15 protein-coding genes are annotated in these 16,484 nt (G+C 67.1%); 4 read left to right on the forward strand and 11 right to left on the reverse strand.

The genetic code is table 11. The annotated features are described in order from the left end of the window. Positions 1–36 precede the first annotated feature (36 nt). The 3 genes from AC1DTW_RS16425 to lspA all read left to right on the forward strand — a co-directional run bounded on the left by AC1DTW_RS16425 (position 37) and on the right by lspA (position 4,546). Entirely contained in the window at positions 37–1,062 is a 1,026-nt protein-coding gene (locus tag AC1DTW_RS16425; RefSeq protein ID WP_477982324.1) for a bifunctional riboflavin kinase/FAD synthetase, read from the forward strand. Between the two features lie 119 nt (positions 1,063–1,181). After that, positions 1,182–4,046 (forward strand): isoleucine--tRNA ligase, encoded by a 2,865-nt coding sequence (gene ileS, locus AC1DTW_RS16430; RefSeq protein ID WP_477982325.1) that lies wholly within the window; start codon positions 1,182–1,184, stop codon positions 4,044–4,046. Positions 4,047–4,057: 11 nt separating this feature from the next. Then, a complete protein-coding gene (lspA, locus tag AC1DTW_RS16435) occupies positions 4,058–4,546 on the forward strand; it encodes a signal peptidase II (RefSeq protein ID WP_477982327.1) in 489 nt (162 codons plus the stop codon). Between the two features lie 87 nt (positions 4,547–4,633). Here lspA and AC1DTW_RS16440 read toward each other — a convergent pair whose 3' ends face one another. The 4 genes from AC1DTW_RS16440 to AC1DTW_RS16455 all read right to left on the reverse strand — a co-directional run bounded on the left by AC1DTW_RS16440 (position 4,634) and on the right by AC1DTW_RS16455 (position 8,227). Further along, entirely contained in the window at positions 4,634–5,629 is a 996-nt protein-coding gene (locus AC1DTW_RS16440) for a quinone oxidoreductase family protein (protein WP_477982328.1), read from the reverse strand. 31 nt (positions 5,630–5,660) lie between these two features. Beyond that, the gene (locus AC1DTW_RS16445) at positions 5,661–7,112 is read right to left on the reverse strand and encodes an MATE family efflux transporter (protein ID WP_477982330.1); all 1,452 of its coding nucleotides are present in this window, start codon (positions 7,110–7,112) and stop codon (positions 5,661–5,663) included. Next, positions 7,112–7,540 carry an SDR family NAD(P)-dependent oxidoreductase gene (locus tag AC1DTW_RS16450; RefSeq protein ID WP_477982331.1) on the reverse strand — a complete coding sequence of 143 codons (429 nt, stop codon included), beginning with the start codon at positions 7,538–7,540 and terminating at the stop codon, positions 7,112–7,114. Before AC1DTW_RS16450 ends, AC1DTW_RS16445 begins: the two co-directional genes overlap by 1 nt. Before the next feature lie 108 nt (positions 7,541–7,648). Further along, positions 7,649–8,227: a TetR/AcrR family transcriptional regulator gene (locus AC1DTW_RS16455; protein WP_477982332.1), complete on the reverse strand. Its 579-nt coding sequence runs from the start codon at positions 8,225–8,227 to the stop codon at positions 7,649–7,651. A gap of 87 nt (positions 8,228–8,314) precedes the next feature. On the opposite strand from AC1DTW_RS16455, the gene AC1DTW_RS16460 reads away from it, so the two are divergent. Then, on the forward strand, positions 8,315–8,620 hold the full coding sequence (locus AC1DTW_RS16460; protein WP_477982337.1) for a putative signal transducing protein: 306 nt from the start codon (positions 8,315–8,317) through the stop codon (positions 8,618–8,620). 26 nt (positions 8,621–8,646) lie between these two features. On the opposite strand, the gene AC1DTW_RS16465 is transcribed toward AC1DTW_RS16460, so the two are convergent. From AC1DTW_RS16465 to AC1DTW_RS16495, 7 genes are all read right to left on the reverse strand, one after another. Beyond that, on the reverse strand, positions 8,647–9,078 hold the full coding sequence (locus tag AC1DTW_RS16465) for a hypothetical protein (RefSeq protein WP_477982339.1): 432 nt from the start codon (positions 9,076–9,078) through the stop codon (positions 8,647–8,649). Positions 9,079–9,219: 141 nt separating this feature from the next. Then, positions 9,220–9,882 (reverse strand): energy transducer TonB, encoded by a 663-nt coding sequence (locus tag AC1DTW_RS16470; RefSeq protein ID WP_477982340.1) that lies wholly within the window; start codon positions 9,880–9,882, stop codon positions 9,220–9,222. A gap of 3 nt (positions 9,883–9,885) precedes the next feature. Then, positions 9,886–13,773, reverse strand: a complete 3,888-nt coding sequence (locus tag AC1DTW_RS16475; protein WP_477982342.1) for a pilus assembly protein — start codon at positions 13,771–13,773, stop codon at positions 9,886–9,888. Positions 13,774–13,808: 35 nt separating this feature from the next. After that, complete coding sequence (locus AC1DTW_RS16480; protein ID WP_477982343.1) at positions 13,809–14,309, reverse strand: pilus assembly PilX family protein; 501 nt, start codon at positions 14,307–14,309, stop codon at positions 13,809–13,811. Continuing rightward, positions 14,306–15,397 (reverse strand): PilW family protein, encoded by a 1,092-nt coding sequence (locus AC1DTW_RS16485; protein ID WP_477982344.1) that lies wholly within the window; start codon positions 15,395–15,397, stop codon positions 14,306–14,308. Before AC1DTW_RS16485 ends, AC1DTW_RS16480 begins: the two co-directional genes overlap by 4 nt. Continuing rightward, positions 15,397–15,987: a type IV pilus modification protein PilV gene (gene pilV, locus AC1DTW_RS16490; protein WP_477982345.1), complete on the reverse strand. Its 591-nt coding sequence runs from the start codon at positions 15,985–15,987 to the stop codon at positions 15,397–15,399. Before pilV ends, AC1DTW_RS16485 begins: the two co-directional genes overlap by 1 nt. Next, the gene (locus tag AC1DTW_RS16495; RefSeq protein WP_477982346.1) at positions 15,984–16,481 is read right to left on the reverse strand and encodes a GspH/FimT family pseudopilin; all 498 of its coding nucleotides are present in this window, start codon (positions 16,479–16,481) and stop codon (positions 15,984–15,986) included. Before AC1DTW_RS16495 ends, pilV begins: the two co-directional genes overlap by 4 nt. Between the last annotated feature and the right edge of the window lie 3 nt (positions 16,482–16,484).

Raw genomic sequence — 16,484 nt, forward strand, 5'->3', positions numbered from 1 at the left:
GGCCGCGGCGGACCTGCATCCGATAATGCCGCACCTATGCAAGTGTTTCGCGGCTTCCATCACCCCGGCATCGCGCCCGCCTGCGCGCTCACGATCGGCAGTTTCGACGGCGTGCACCGCGGCCACCAGGCGATGCTGGCGCTGCTGATCTCGGAGGCGAAGCACCGCGGGCTGCCCTCCTGCGCCATGACCTTCGAGCCGCATCCGCGCGACTACTTCGCGGCCCGCGCCGGCCAGCCCGACGCCGCGCCAGCGCGCATCGCGACCTTGCGCGACAAGCTCGGCGAGCTCGAGCGCTGCGGCATCGAGCAGACGGTCGTGCTGCGCTTCGATGCGCGCTTCGCCGCGCAATCGCCGCAGGCCTTCGTCGACGACGTGCTGGTGCGCGGCCTGGGCACGAGGTACGTGCTGGTCGGCGACGACTTCCGCTACGGCGCGAAACGCGCCGGCGACTACGCGACGCTCGACGCGGCCGGCCAGGCGGCCGGCTTCGATGTCGCGCGCATGAACAGCTACGAGGTGCACGGCCTGCGCGTGTCGAGTTCGGCGGTGCGCGAGGCGCTCGCCGATGGCGACATGGCGCGCGTCGCGACGCTGCTCGGCCGGCCCTACAGCATCAGCGGCCACGTCGTGCACGGCCGCAAGCTCGGCCGCAACCTCGGCGCGAGCGCGCCCGGCGGCAGCGACGGCTTTCGCACGCTGAACCTGCGCTTCAGCCACCCGAAGCCGGCCGCGGCCGGCATCTTCGCGGTGCGCGTGCACGGGCTGGGCGCGCAGGCGCTGGGCGGCGTCGCGAGCCTGGGCAAGCGCCCGACCGTCGACGACAGCGGCCGCGTGCTGCTCGAGACCTACTGCCTCGACTGGCCGCCCGCGCTCGGCCCCGAAGGGGGCTACGGTAAACTCGTGCGCGTGGAACTGCTGCACAAACTTCGCGACGAAGCCCGCTACGACGGGCTCGCCGCGCTGACCGCCGCGATCGCGAAAGACGTCGCCGATGCGCGCGCCTTCCTCGCGGCGCATGCGGCGGAGCAGCGCCAGACCAGCCGCGATCGAATTATTTGACCGGCTGCCGCGGTTCGCCGCCGCACGCCTCGATTCATTGAAGCGCACCCGCGCCGTGCGGGTTTCATCTTCATCCGCGGCCCGCACCGGGCACGGAACAGCATCCACCGAGTCGCACCATGTCGAACGACAACAAGACCGATTACCGATCCACGCTGAACCTGCCCGACACGCCCTTCCCGATGCGCGGCGATCTGCCCAAGCGCGAGCCGGGCTGGGTCAAGGAATGGACCGACCGCGGCGTCTACCAGCGTCTGCGCGACGCCCGCGTCGGCAAGCCGCGCTTCGTGCTGCACGACGGCCCGCCGTATGCGAACGGCGTGCTGCACGTCGGCCACGCCGCGAACAAGATCCTCAAGGACATGATCGTCAAGGCGCGCCAGCTCAAGGGCCTGGATGCGCGCTACACGCCGGGCTGGGACTGCCACGGCCTGCCGATCGAGAACCAGATCGAGAAGACCTTCGGCCGCAAGCTCGAACGTGCCGAGGTGCAGGCCAAGAGCCGCGCCTATGCGACCGAGCAGATCGCGCAGCAGATGGCCGACTTCAAGCGCGTCGGCGTGCTTGGCGACTGGGACCACCCGTACCGCACGATGGACTTCGGCAACGAGGCGAACGAGATCCGCGTGCTGAAAAAGCTGATCGAGCGCGGCTTCGTCTACCGCGGGCTGAAGCCGGTGTACTGGTGCTTCGACTGCCATTCGTCGCTGGCCGAGTTCGAGATCGAGTACGCCGACAAGAAGTCGCAGACCGTCGATGTGGCGTTTCTCGCCGCCGAGCCGGCCAGGCTCGCGGCGGCGTTCGGGCTGCCGGCGCTCGCGAAAGATGCGTTCGCGCTGATCTGGACCACGACCGCGTGGACGATCCCGGCGAACCAGGCGCTCAACGTCGGCCCGGCGATCGAGTACGCGCTGGTCGACACCGAGCGCGGCCTGCTGGTGCTCGCGCGTGCGCTGGTCGAGAAGTGCCTGGCACGCTACGACCTCGACGGCACCGTGATCGCGACGACGACCGGCGCGCAGCTCGAAGGCCTGAACTTCCATCACCCGCTCGCGCACGTCGACCCGGGCTACGACCGCGTCGCGCCGATCTACACGGCCGACTACGCGACCGCCGACGACGGCACCGGCATCGTCCACTCGTCGCCGGCCTACGGCATCGAGGACTTCAACTCCTGCCGAGCGCACGGGCTGGCCGTCGACGACATCCTGAACCCGGTGCAGGGCAACGGCCACTACGAGGCCGACCTGCCGCTGTTCGGCGGGCTCGACATCTGGAAGGCGGCACCGCTGGTCGCCGATGCGCTGCGCGATGCCGGGCGCCTCTTCGCGACGGCCAGCCTGGTGCACAGCTACCCGCATTGCTGGCGCCACAAGACGCCGGTGATCTACCGCGCCGCGGCGCAGTGGTTCGTGCGCATGGACGAAGGCGTCGGGGTGTTCGCCAAGGAGCCGCCGGCGCAGACCCTGCGCCAGACCGCGCTGGCCGCGATCGAGGAGACGAAGTTCTACCCCGAGAACGGCAAGGCGCGGCTGCACGACATGATCGCGAACCGGCCCGACTGGTGCATCAGCCGCCAGCGCAACTGGGGCGTGCCGCTGCCGTTCTTCCTGCACAAGGAGACCGGCGAGCTGCACCCGGACACGATGGCGCTGATCGACCGCGCGGCGGATGTCGTCCAGCAAGGCGGCGTCGAGGCCTGGTCGAAGCTGAGCGCCGCCGACGTGCTCGGCGCCGAAGCAGCCGACTACACGAAGAGCAACGACATCCTCGATGTCTGGTTCGACTCGGGCTCGACCTTCTTCCATGTGCTCAACGAGAAGGTCGGCAGCCACCCGGGCACGACGACCGAGAACGGCCCCGAGGCCGACCTCTACCTCGAGGGCCACGACCAGCACCGCGGCTGGTTCCACTCGTCGCTGCTGATCGCCTGCGCGACCGAAGGCCACGCGCCGTACCGCGGCCTGCTGACGCACGGCTTCACGGTCGACGGCGCGGGCCGCAAGATGAGCAAGAGCCTGGGCAACTACATGCCGCTGGCCGAATCGGCGCAAAAGTACGGCGGCGAGATCCTGCGCCTGTGGTGCGCCGCGACCGACTACTCGGGCGACCTGGGCATCGACGCGAAGATTCTCGCGCGCGTCGTCGATGCCTACCGCCGCATCCGCAACACGCTGCGCTTCCTGCTCGCCAACACGAGCGACTTCGATGCCGCGCAGGACGCGCTGCCGCTCGGCGAGCTGCTCGAGATCGACCGCTGGATGCTGGCGCGCGCGAAGCAGTTCCAGGACGAGGTGCTCGCGCACTACGAGGTCTACGAGTTCCACCCGGTGGTCGCGAAGCTGCAGGTCTTCTGCAGCGAGGATCTCGGCGCGTTCTACCTCGACGTGCTGAAGGATCGCCTGTACACGACCGCGCCCAAAAGCGCCGCGCGGCGCTCGGCGCAGACCGCGCTGTGGCACCTGACGCACGCGATGCTGCGCTGGATGGCGCCGTTCCTGAGCTTCACGGCCGAAGAGGCGTGGCAGCTCTTCGCGCCCGCGGCTTCGGCATCGGAGAAGCCGGACTCGATCTTCGTCGAGACCTACAGCGACACCAGCGCCTGGGGCGGCGACGAGCTGCTCGCGAAGTGGGCGCGCATCCGCGCGATCCGCGATGTCGCGAACAAGGAGATCGAAGCGGTGCGCACGGCCGGCGCGCTGGGCTCGTCGCTGCAGGCCGATCTCGTGATCGGCGCGAACCCGGCCGACCACGCGCTGCTTGCGTCGCTCGGCGATGACCTGCGCTTCGTCACGATCACCTCGAAGGCGCTGCTGCAGAGCGCGGCCGAGCTGCAGGTCGAGGTCACGCCGTCGAGCTCGACCAAGTGCGAGCGCTGCTGGCACTACCGCGACGATGTCGGCGCCGATGCGGCGCATCCAACGATCTGCGGGCGCTGCGTCGACAACCTGTTCGGTGCCGGCGAAGCGCGCCGCATCGCCTGAAGAACGAGACCATGGCCTCGAACAAATCCGGCAGCTCGCTGCTGCCCTGGCTCGGCGTTGCCGCGATCGTCGTGCTGCTCGACCAGATCACGAAGGCGCTGATCCTGCGCACGATGGCGATCGGCGACAGCCACACGATCACCTCGTTCTTCAACATCGTGCACTGGCGCAACACCGGCGCGGCGTTCTCGTTCCTGCACGCGTCGTCGGGCTGGCAGCGCTGGATGTTCGTCGGCCTCGCGGCGCTCGCAGCCGTCTTCATCGTCTGGATGCTGCGCCGGCACGGCGGCCAGCGCCTGTTCGCGACGGCGCTCGCGCTGATCCTCGGCGGCGCCGTCGGCAACCTGATCGACCGCCTGCTGCACGGCTCGGTGGTCGACTTCGTCCAGGTGCACTGGAACGATCTCGCGTTCCCGGCGTTCAACGTCGCCGACAGCGCGATCACCGTCGGCGCGGGGCTGCTGATCCTCGACGAGTTGCTGCGCGTGCGCCGCGGCTGATGGAGCCCCTCGCCCGCGGAATACCGCGGGCGATCCCCCGAGAGGATCGGGCCTTGCTTGGGGCGGCCCGGCGCGGCGGCCCGCGCGCTACGGGATCAGGATGCTGCTGCCCGTGGTCTGGCGCGCCTCGAGGTCGCGGTGCGCCTGCGCCACGTCGGCCAGCGCATAGCGCTGCGCGATGTGGATCTTGACCTGGCCACCGGCGACGACCGCGAACAGCTCGTCGGCCATCGCCTGCGTCGCCTCGCGCGTCGCGATGTGCGTGAACAGCGTCTGGCGGGTCAGGTACAGAGAACCCTTCGGCCCGAGCATGCCCGGCGCGAACGGTGGCACCACGCCCGAGGCGTTGCCGAAGCTCGCCATCAGGCCGAACGGGCGCAGGCAATCCAGCGACTTGTCCCACGTGTCCTTGCCGACCGAGTCGTAGACCACCTTGACGCCCTTGCCGCCGGTGATCTCCTTGACGCGCGCGGCGAAGTCTTCGGTGCGGTAGTTGATCGCGAAGGCCGCGCCGTTCGCCTTCGCGAGCGCGCATTTCTCGTCCGAGCCGGCGGTGCCGATCAGCTGCAGGCCGAGCGCCCTCGCCCACTGGCACGCGATCAGGCCGACGCCGCCGGCCGCGGCGTGGAACAGCACGAAGTCGCCGGGCTGCAGGCCTTCGACCGGCAGCGTCTTGCGCAGCAGGTACTGCGCGGTCAGGCCCTTCAGCATCATCGCCGCGCCGGTCTCGAACGAGATCGCATCGGGCAGCCTGACGACCGTCTTCGCCGGCATCACGCGCAGCGCGCAGTACGCGCCCGGCGGGTTGCCCGCGTAGGCCGCGCGATCGCCGGCCTTCAGGTGGGTCACGCCAGCGCCGACCGCGTCGACGACGCCGGCGGCCTCCATGCCGAGCGACAGCGGCATCGGGAACGGGTAGACGCCCGACCGCTGGTACACGTCGATGAAGTTCAGCCCGCAGGCATGGTGGCGGATGCGGATCTCGCCCGGGCCGGGCTCGCCGACCGGCAGGTCGACGAGGTGCATCGCCTCGGGGCCGCCGTGCTGTTCGATGCGGACGGTGCGGCTGGTCTGGGTGCTCATGCGGGTCTCCGTGGGCTCTTTGAGGAAACGCCTATCGTGCCAGCATCGCCCCCTTCTTGCTGACGACGCCCAGCCCCAGGCTCGGCGGCCAGCGCAGCGGCCCGAACCACGCGCCGGCCATGATCGCGCAGGAATTGACCACGCCGTAGACGACCAGCGCCGCGGCCTGTGCCGCGAACACGCCGACGAGACCGAAGCCGGCCGCCAGCGCGAACCACCCGCCCAGCCCGGCCACCAGCAGCCGCGCGACGTTGCCCCAGACCGGCCACACCAGGCGCCCCGCACCCTGCGACGCGAAGTACAGCGCGAGCGCGAAGCCGAAGCAGCCGTATACCGGCCCGACCGCGCGCAGGTACAGAGTGCCGGCCGCGAGCATCGAAGCGTCCTGCCCGAACAGCGCAAGCCACGCGTGCGGCCATGCGCAGGCCGCCAGGCCGATCAGTTCGGTCAGCGCCGCGGCCATCGCGGCGCCGATCCACGCGGCGCGCAGCGCGCGCTCGCGCTGGCCCGCGCCGATGCAGGTGCCGACCATCGCGACCAGCGGCGCGCCGAGGCCGAACACCAGCGGCACCAGCAGATACTCGAGCCGCGACGCGGTGCCGTAGCCGGCGATCGCCGCCGGGCCGAAACCGCCGACCTGCGCGGTCGCGATGCCGATCGCCAGGTTCGTCGCGACGGTCGAGATCGTGCCGACCAGCCCGACCTTCAGGATGTCGGCGAACAGTGCCCAACGCAGTTGCAGGCTGGCCCACGACGGCTTCAACAGGCTGTGCTTCGATGCCAGGTAGAGCGCGAGCGCGATGCAGCCGAGCGCGTAGTAGCTCAGGAGCGCGAGCGCGCCGCCGGCGATGCCCAGCCCGGCCCAGCCGCCGAAGCCGAAGATGAAGCCCTGCGACATCGGCACCAGCAGCAGCGTGCCGACGATCGTGACGTTCGCCGGCACGCGCATGTTGCCGGTGCCGCGGATCAGCGCCGCCATCGAATTGAAGAGCCAGACCAGCACGGCGCCGGCGAAGACCCAGTTGGAGTAGGTCAACGCCGCCGCCAGCGATGCATCGCGGCCGCCCATGCGCGCGTAGAGCGCGGCGCCGCCGAGCCACAGCGCGAGCGTGAACGCGAGCCCGAAGCCGAGCGCGATCAGCAGCGCGTGGCCGACCAGTGCGTTCGCATCGTCGCGCCGGCGCGCACCGAGCGCCCGCGCGACCGCCGACGCGATGCCGCCGCCCATCGCGCCGGCCGAGGTCATCTGCATCAGCATCACGAGCGGGAAGACCAGCGCCATGCCGGTCAGCGCGTCGGTGCCGAGCTTGCCGACGAAGTAGGTCTCGATCAGCCCGGCCGACGCCTGCGCGACCATCACCAGCATGTTCGGCGCGCCCAGCCGCAGCAGGGTGCGCACGATCGGGCCTTCGAGCAGCAGGCGCGTGCGCGGATCCAGCGCGCCGGCCGGCGCGGTAGCGCCTGGTGCCGCGGGCCCGGCCATCAGTGCGCCGCTTCGCCGAGGTACACGCCGCGCTCGGCCGCGAGACCTTGCCGCACCTGCCGGCTCAGGTCGTCGGCCAGCACTTCTTCTCGACCCGCCTCGACCGCGGCGAGCACTTGAGCGACGACGTCCTTCGGGCTCGCCTTCGGCGCGTCCAGGCCCTTGGTCATGTCGGTGTCCATGAAGCCGACGTGCACGCCGACGACCTGCGTCCCCTGCGCGCGCAGCTCGTTGCGCAGGCCGTTCGTCAAAGACCAGGCCGCCGACTTCGAGGCGCTGTAGGTCGCGGCGCCGGTCAGGTTCAGCCAGCTCAGCACCGACAGCACATTGACGATCGCGCGGCCGGCGGCGAGCAAGGCTTCGACAAAGGCTTGTCCGAGGCCGCGACTGGCACCGGTGACGAGGACCACGGCGTTCTGAATCTTCATGAGCGAGCTTTCGGTCAGGGGTGGAACAAGGGACACAATATGATGATCGTCATACTCTTGCGTGAGCGGCGACCGATCGATGGGCGGAGCGCGCTTCGGCGCGTCGGGTCAGTCGAGTGCGCGCTGGATCAGCGCCTTCGCGGCGTTGCGCACGTCCTTCGACACGCGCTTGTCGCCGCTCGCGCGCGACAGCACCATCGCGCCGACCAGGCAGCTCATGACCGCGAGCGCCTTCTCGTGCTGGCCCGGCGCGCCCCACTCGGGCAACTGGCGCTCGACCAGGTCGACCATGTCCTTCAGGCGGCGCGCGCAGACCTGGCGCACCTCGGGCGCCTGGCGCGGCATCTCGGTGCCGAGCGCGGCCAGCGAGCAGCCGGTCTCGGGCGCCTCGACGTGCGCGTCGGACAGGTAGGCATCGACAAAGGCACGCAGCGCGTCTTCGGGCGCGGCGCGGTCGGTGACCTTGCGCATGCGCTCCATCGACTGCGCGCCGGCGCGGTCGGCCGCCTCGGCGAGCAACTGCGTGCGCGAATCGAAGTGCGCGTAGAAGCCGCCGTGGGTCAGGCCGGCCTCTTTCATGATGTCGGCCACGCCGGTGCCGGCGTAGCCGCTGCGCCGGATCGCGGTGGCGGCGGCCGCGACGATGCGATCGTGGCTGAGTTCCTTGCGGCTGGATTCGTGCGTCATGGCGATGGCGTCTCGCGGCGAGAAATATGACGCCAATCATATACACGTCGCCAAAGCCCCGATCGAATGCGGGACACTGTAGCGACCATGAAGCGCCTGACCACGGCCCCCAACCTCGCGCTCGCCACGCTGTGGGCCGACCTGCTGACGCACGCCGGCGTGCCGACCAGCGTGCAGCGCCAGTACGCCAGCAGCATCGCCGGCGAGGTGCCGCCGGACCAGACGCTGCCCGAGTTGTGGGTGATGGATGACTATCAGTTCGAACGCGCCCGCGCCTTGCTGCACGAACTGCGCAACCCGCAGCCGCGGCGCTGGGTGTGCACCAACTGCAATGAACTGATCGAAGGGCCGTTCGAGCAGTGCTGGAACTGCGGCGCGGCGATGCCTGCGTAGGCGACGACCGGTCGCCGCGGATCGGATCAGCCGGGCAAGGCGGCGAGGTGCCGCTGCAGCGCTTCGATCTCGTTGCGCAATTCGTAGGACAGACCGCGCCGGCCGCCGCGGTCATCGGTCAGCAGCGCCTGCAGCGCGCGTTCGCAACGCGGCCGATCGAACCATGCCGCGGCGATCTGGTTCGCCAGGCGCGGGAACTTGTCGGCCAGGTGATGCGGTTGCAGTGCGGCCGGCAGGCGCAGCATCCAGTCGATCGTCGCACCGGCCAACGCGCGGTCCGTCGGCACCGGCGGACGGCGGCGACTCGCCCATTCGGCCGGATCATTCGGCCTGGCCGATTCCGCGGCCCACTCCAGCGAGGTGTTGTCGAGCGTCTCGCGAGCGGACGCGAAGTCCGTCAGTTCGAACTCGAAGCCGGCGTCTGGCGGGGGCAGGCGATTGACGGGCACGGGACTCATGGCTTGATCGTCAATGCAGGGCCACGTGCCCTGGAAGGTTGCGTGTCGGCTTGATCATCTTCTCAACCGCGACGCGTGTCCACTGGGGAAGCCACGGAGGCCAGTGAACAAGATCACGCGCCACAGGGCTTGCCCGCCTGCTCAAATCGCCGGTACATGCTCCTCGGCAGAAGACCCTGGCCTTTCGGTTTCGAACACCACCTCGACGTGCATCATCGACTTGACCGCACGGCCGTCGAGCTGGCCCGGACGGAACGGGGCATCGTAGAAGACCTGCCGGACCGCGTTGTTCACCTCGACTGGAAGGTCGGACGCGTCGACGCGAACGCGCACCACGATGCCCGCCGCATCGATGAAGACTGTGAGCGAAGCCTTTCCGCTGCGCCGGCTGGCCTCCATCTCCTTCTGCGGCAAGACAACTCTCGTGAGCGGTGACGGCCGTATCGACAATCGTCTCGCATCCACATACTCATCATTGCCGCGCGTTGGCTCCGGCCGCTCAGACTCGGCTCCATCGCGCCGCACGCCATCCCGCGCGGTCGGCACGGGCTCGGTCATGCCCATGCGATCGGCGGCCCGGTTCTCCGCCGACTGATCTCTCCGAGCGACGGGTGCCGAACGACCGTCCACCAGCTGAACGACAAGGCCCGTACCCATCTGTCGATCCGGCACCCCAACCGATTGCGGCCCGACGAGCGTCAACCAGGCGAGTCCATGAAGCGTCAGCGCCGCAGTGATCGCGGCCAGCAGGCGCGGATGCCTCCGCAACATGCTCACCCCGGCTTCACGAGGCCCCGCCACCATGCGTCACTCCAGCAATTCGCGCCAATACGCGCGTGAGCGGTTGGTCGGCACATTCGGGTTTATCGTGGGCCCGCCTGGACTCAACGGATTGTCGGTCGTGAACAGATACCTCTTGCCGTCGATCTCGACGACGCCAGCAACGTTGGATGGCAGGAACCCACCACCGGGCGCGATGTCGCTGTTGACGGTCAGCGAAGTCGTCCCCGTCGCAGTCGTATCGAAGAAGATGTCGTAGCGCGTCGCGATTCCCAAGCTTGCGCTGCACGTCGAGTTCGACAGGTCGGGCTTGTTCGTGCCGAACAGGATGTGGCCGGCGACGACGATCGGCGCATTGACAACCTTCTCGCCGCTCGGGACGACGACCCCACCCACCACTCTGGTGAATTGAAGTGCCCATCCAGTCGCGGTGGCCGGCACCGCCGCGCCGCTCGTCACATCGACGAAATTCGCGCTCGCACAACTGGTGCCGAACGTCACACCGCACGTGTCGTAGATACCGAGATCCGACCCGACCAAGCCGACGTTCGTGTCCTTCAGCATGTAGAAGCGATTGACCACGTTTTGAGCGGCATTGGTCTGAAGCGGATGGTCGCGATCTCCAGTTCCGACAAATACGGCGTCATAAGTTGCCCCCGCGACCGCATCGGCGCCGAAGAGAAGCTTTCGCGTCGTCGCGACGCTTGCGGACGTTCCGTCGCGACTGCCCAGTGCCGCAATCTTCCAGATTCTCCAGTTTGTCGGCGAAGCGTCTCCGATATCGACGCGCCAGACATTGCCGCCGACATCGGTGGCGTAGATACGATCGTAATAGCCGTCGATGTTGCGATCCATCACGAGAAGGTCAGCGGGAATGCTGAAGTCCATTTCGGCGCGAGCCGTGAACACCTTGCCGCTCGGCGGCGTGACGCTGCCGGTCTTGCCGCCGGCCCACACATAGGCGCCCGTGAAGGCATCGACCATGTAGATCGCTCGACCCATCGTGTCACCAACAGGAGGCGGCTCGACGTCCTCGGACGCCGCATCGAAGCCTGCGCCGAAGATCAGCACGGGGTTCGTGTTTGCCGCAATCTTCGCCACTGTCGGGTTCGACCAGGTCTGCCCAAGCTCGCCGAACTCGCCAGCATTGACTATCCGCCACAAGAACTTGGGATTGTTGATGTCCGTCACGTCAAGCGCATAGATGAAGCGACCGCCGCGTCGCGCGCCTATGTACAGGTACGCCTTGGTGATCACACCGGTCGAATCGCGTTCCACGTACGAACCGACCGGGCCGTCGAAGAAGTAGTCTCGCTTGGTGGGTGTCGGAACGCCGACGGCACCGGGATAAGCGACACCGGGACTGTTGTTGTACAGCCGCTTCAACTTGCCGAAGAACTCCGGTGCAACGAATCCCCACTTCTCGACGCCATCGGTCGCAGCCTGGCCGCCCTTGACAGCGCGGAACACACCATCGTTGCCGCCATAGAAGACGTAGACATTGTCAGAGGTCGACGGTGTACCGTAGTTCAGCACCAGCGGCCTCGAATGCAGCACGTCGCCATGAATCGACGCACGCACGTCAGTATCGGCGCTGCCGACCTTGAAGTTGTTCTCGTCCTGCGTGTCCATGCCGCGCACCCAGCGAATCAACGTGGTGCGTCCGCCGCCCAGCGAAGCCGTGATCGTGCCGGTTGCATTGGCAAGCGGCGCTGCCACGTTGTAGGCATACGTGAAGGTGTTGGCATCCACGACCGTGACGATCGCCACGACGTTGTACCCAGTTGGCGTCGCCCCGGCGATCGTGATCGAATCGCCCGTGGTCAGGCCGTGCGCTGTTGATGTCACCGTGGCCGTATTCGAGGTGACCGTGATGGTGCCGGAAGCGGACCCGCCCTGGCCTGTCGCCAGCGTGTACGTGAACGTGTTCGTGGTTGTCGACACGATGGTGACTGCACCGTTGAATCCCGAGGGCGTCGCGCCGGCGATCGTGACCTTCTGTCCAGGCACAAAGCCATGCGCGGCAGACGTCACCGTGGCGGTGGTAGTGACCTTTGATGTGGTCCCCGCTGTGGCTGACTTGGTGCCGCTGTCGGCATACGTGAACGTCGTCAGGCTCGGTACCGTGACTACCGTGAATGTGCCATCGAGTTGCGAAGCCGCACCAGCAATCACCACTTGGTCACCGACACTGAGCCCATGCGCAGCACTGGTCGTCACGGAGCCCGTTCCACCAGACTTGCTGATGGAAGAGATCGACACGCTCGCGCTGGCCGACAGCGCGGTCACGCTCTTGGGCGTGGCGCTGGTGATCGAACTGACCGAGACGGACCCAACGCCCAGCAGCGTATCGGTGATCGCGGCGTTGCTCGTGTCGAACGGCGTCGCCGAAAGATTCGGCTTGTTTGTCGCCGTCGGACAGGTGCCGGTGCAGGTGAACAGCTGGCGCGCAGGCTTCGAGTTGAGGGTTGACGCGTTCGTGTCCCCCACACCTCCGCGACCTCCGTAACCGAGATAAGCCAATCGAAGTTGCTGCGCGGCACCACCCTTCTCCACCCATTCGCCATCGGGAGAATCGAAGGCAAGTCCAGACCCCTTGCTGTCGAAGTACCAGAAACCTCCGGTACTGCCATTCGTCGCGTCCGTCGCTGGCGCCGCAGGGGCATCCGGTGCCAACGCAATATTCTTGCTGGTCCAGAAACTCACGGCGTCTGGCTGCGCGAAACCGGACGCGCTGGAAGCAAGCTGAGCCGGAGTCTCGGAATCGACGAGCGACAAGTTCCCGTTGCTGTCAGCAGCGAACTTGTACTGTTTCAGGTTGCCCATCCAGCGCGGCTTGCCGCCGCCGTCGGGGCGGAACACACCCATGTAGAGCTGGTTCGCGAACGCGCCGGAGTTGTCGGCACTGAGCGGCAGTGTCGACGAAGCGAACACGCTGTTGGTCGCGAGAATGTCGTTGAAGATGCGCGTCAACGCGACCAGCAGACCTGCCGCGTCGGAGGCAGCGTAATAGCCGCCCTTGCCCTGCGTGCCCATACTCTGCAGCAAGGCCGTGTTGTACGGGCCCTGCCCGGTGGTGGCAGGGCCGACCTCCAGCGCGTAGGTCACCGCCGCGAGCGGCGATCGATTCAGCCACCGCGTCCACTCGTCGGCCTCGTTGTTGCGCCCTGCAGTGCCGTCGGGTGGCGCGATCTGGGTCGTGCTGCCACTGGCGCCGACCGCTGCCAGGTTGCTCGTCGCGGTCGACGTGTCGGACGCGTTGTCGGAGAACGGACCGTTGTTGATGAAGATGATGTAGTTCTTCGTGCAACTGTTGGCCACCGGTGGCTTGTAGGTCGGGCCGGCAATGGTCCCGCTCAGGAACGCCAATGGGTCGGCTTTGACCTTGTTGTTGCCCGCGTATGCGTTGACGCCGGCAAAGTAGTTGTAGGCCTCGTTCATCGTGAGACCGCCCTTGCCGCCGTTGCTCTTGTCGCCGTTGATGTCGAGCAGCGAGTAGTAGGAGTTCGCGATGACGCAAGTGCTCCCGGACCCGACCATCTTGAGTAGGCAGTTTCGAGCATCGGTCGCCGCGCCGGTCGAGCTGGTCATCGGCTGGATCGCAAAGCGCACATACCCGCCGTCGTTACCGGTGTTGCCGGTCCCCGACTCGGTGTACATCATGATCCCGAGATTGAATTGCGCCTGCAACGCATTGACGACCGTCGCCAACGCGGTCAACTCGGACGTGAACTTGCTGCCGCTGCCGAAGCTCTGGCTCCAGTTGGCGCTGTTGTCCATCACGATCAGTACGTTCGGTGCGTCGGCGCTGGCCGCACTCGCACTGAAGATGTCGATGTCGTCGGCCATCGCGGAGGCGGCGCCCACCGCGAGCAGCACCGCCATAGCAGCACGTCGAAAGAATCGCTTGTTCACGTGGAACCTCTTTGATGTGATGCGCGTTCAGGCGCTTAGCAACTGGCCGGATCGAACTGCGGCGGGAACACGATCTTGACCCCTTGGGTCACGGACTGCGAGACGCCCGTCTTCGTGTTGGTGGCCGTGGCCGAGACCTCCCACAGCGTGTCCCAGCAATAGAGCGGCGCACGGAACCCGTTCACGCACGCGATCATTCGGGCCGGAATCTGCTGCCGCGCGCTTTTGCACACCGGCACGGTTCGCGTGACGCTGTAGTTGCCCGACGGGTCGTTGTTGATCGAGATGTTCGTCGTCACCGCAGCCGCGGGGGTGGGATAGAAGTTGGCGTACGAACTGACAACGCCTTCGATCGCCTGCTGCGCGGCGGCTCGGGCTTCGTCCTGCGCCTGGGTGTTTCCGGCGATGCGCAGGTTGATCAACCCGGAGTTGATCGCCGACAGGACAAACAAGGTCAAGAGAACCAGCATGATCATGCTGATCGTCAAGGTCGAACCCGTCTGCAGGCGGTGACCAGTTTTCTTCGGGATCTTCATTCTCTGCGTCCTGCCACGTTGTTGATGCGAACGACCTCGTTGTAGGCGTGACGCTTGAATGCGCCGCCGGGCGTGACGCTGACGGGGCCCATCGCGTACGTCTTGCTGTCGACGTAGCCGCCCGTGGCGTCGTTGTTGCGCGACAGGAGGTAGACACGCAGGCCAACAACGTCGGCCCATGCCGCCGCGGTCGTCGGCGGCGTGTCGGTATAGGAGTCGGTGGACCCGTCCCCCGTGGTGTCGAGCCCGTACTGAACCTGCAGGTTCTCGATCCCATCGACGATGGGAGTGACCACGGAACCACCAGGCTTCACGTCGACACGTCTCAGCGTCGGCACCGTATCGGCGCCGGACGCGGTGCAATCGTCCAGGTTGCTGCAGGTCGTGATGTAGTAGATGCGAACGTAGAGCGGCCAGATATCAGCCGCACCCGACGTCGCCGAGGAGAGCGGAAGAGGGCAATGGTTGTTGTTCTTGTGCAAAGTGAAATCGGCCAGCACCGTTCCCACGATGTAGGCGGCTTCACCAGCGCAGCCGCTCACCTGAATGTTGAACTCGTTGGCCGTGATTGCCGCTCCGCCGGAGGTGCTTGTCCCCGCGCGGCGCACGACCAGGACTGCGGTGTTGGGCTTGTAGCCGAGCAGGCAGCCGCTGGGCAACGTCGGGTCTGCGGAGGCCCCCGCGTATCCCTGTATTGCCACGCCGAGCCCATTGCCGTTGGCGCCATTCGTGGTCGAAGCGGTCAGGCACGGGTCGGGAATCGCCGCCGATGTCGGTGCAGTCGACAAAGGACCAAAATATCCAGCATGCGCTATGTCGTCGGCGAGCACGTGCAACGCATAGCGTCCGTTCTCGATCTGTCGACTCGCCTTGTCGATCTCGCCGCGTGCGACGCTGGTGTTCGCGAACATCGTGACCAGTCCCGCCAGGACGATCAGGCCGAGCGCGATCGACACCATCAACTCGACCAGCGTGAAACCCGGCGAGGTCGTCAGCCGCGAGCGCCTCCCTGGCATGCGGATGGGCGACCTTCGATCGGCGAAACGAAGCGCGCGACACCCGAGCTGTGACTTGGTGAGCATGTTCATCACGACAGACCCAGATTTCCGACCAGCAAGACGGTCGTCACGGAACGTCGCAGCCCGAGCGACTCCGTGCCATACGCGCCGCTTCCGCACACCGAAGAGGTAGGCGGGCTCGCAGACGAGGCGAGCCCCTGCCAGACGACCTCGATCAGATACTGCTTCGTCGTTGAGCTGACGGGGCTCACGTCCGTCACGCAGCCGCGCGCACCGATCATGGCGCCGACACTGACACCGCCCGAGACTTCGGCGGCACCCTTCAACGCGGCATCCCATTCGCAGAGGTCGACATCCGCAACGGTCGCTGGCGCAGAACAGTCCTTGGTCGAAGCCGTTCCGAGCGGTACGGTCGTTCCCGTGATGTAAGCCGTCGACGCCATCGGCAAAGAGATCGCGCGATTGGCATTGATCCGGTCGGCCATGTCGCGCAGGAGGATCAGCGCCTGCGTCCTTTGGTACGACTCGGTTTCGCCCACCTGCGCGCGACTCTGCAGGCCCACGAGCCCGAGAAGACCGAGCAGGAGAATCACCAGCGTGACCAGCACCTCGATCATCGAGAAGCCCGATTGCCGGGCCATCGGAGCGGTCGCGCTCATGGGCAACTCCCTGTCTGCGCGGTCGGGCGCCCGCTGAGGCTGATCTGAACGCAGCGCGACGAGACGCCGGCGACCGATACCGACGGCTGGATCTGCAGCTTTGGCGCCGCGGCAGTGGTCAGGCGACCGTCGCTGTTGAAGGTCAGGACGGTCGCGTTGCCGGTCGCGGTGTTGCTCACGGTCAAGTTGGAGATGGCACCCCAGCTTCGCAGCAAATTGCTGGACGCATCCTCGATTCGCCAGCCGGTCGTCCACGCGCCGTCAACCGATTCCCCGGCCTTCACCGTGACGGTCGCGTTGCGCTTGATCGCTTCGCTGCGTGCGTAGCTGAGCGCCGAATAGAGGTCGAACGAAGCCGTCTTGACGCGCTGATTCGCGATCATCTGGCGGAAGGACGGCACGGCCACTCCGAGCAGTACGACCATGACCACGACGGTCACCATCATTTCCACCAGCGTGAAGCCGCGCGACAGGTGCCGATCAACGTGTCGCATCTG

The organism is Rhizobacter sp. P5_A1 (assembly GCF_056400745.1).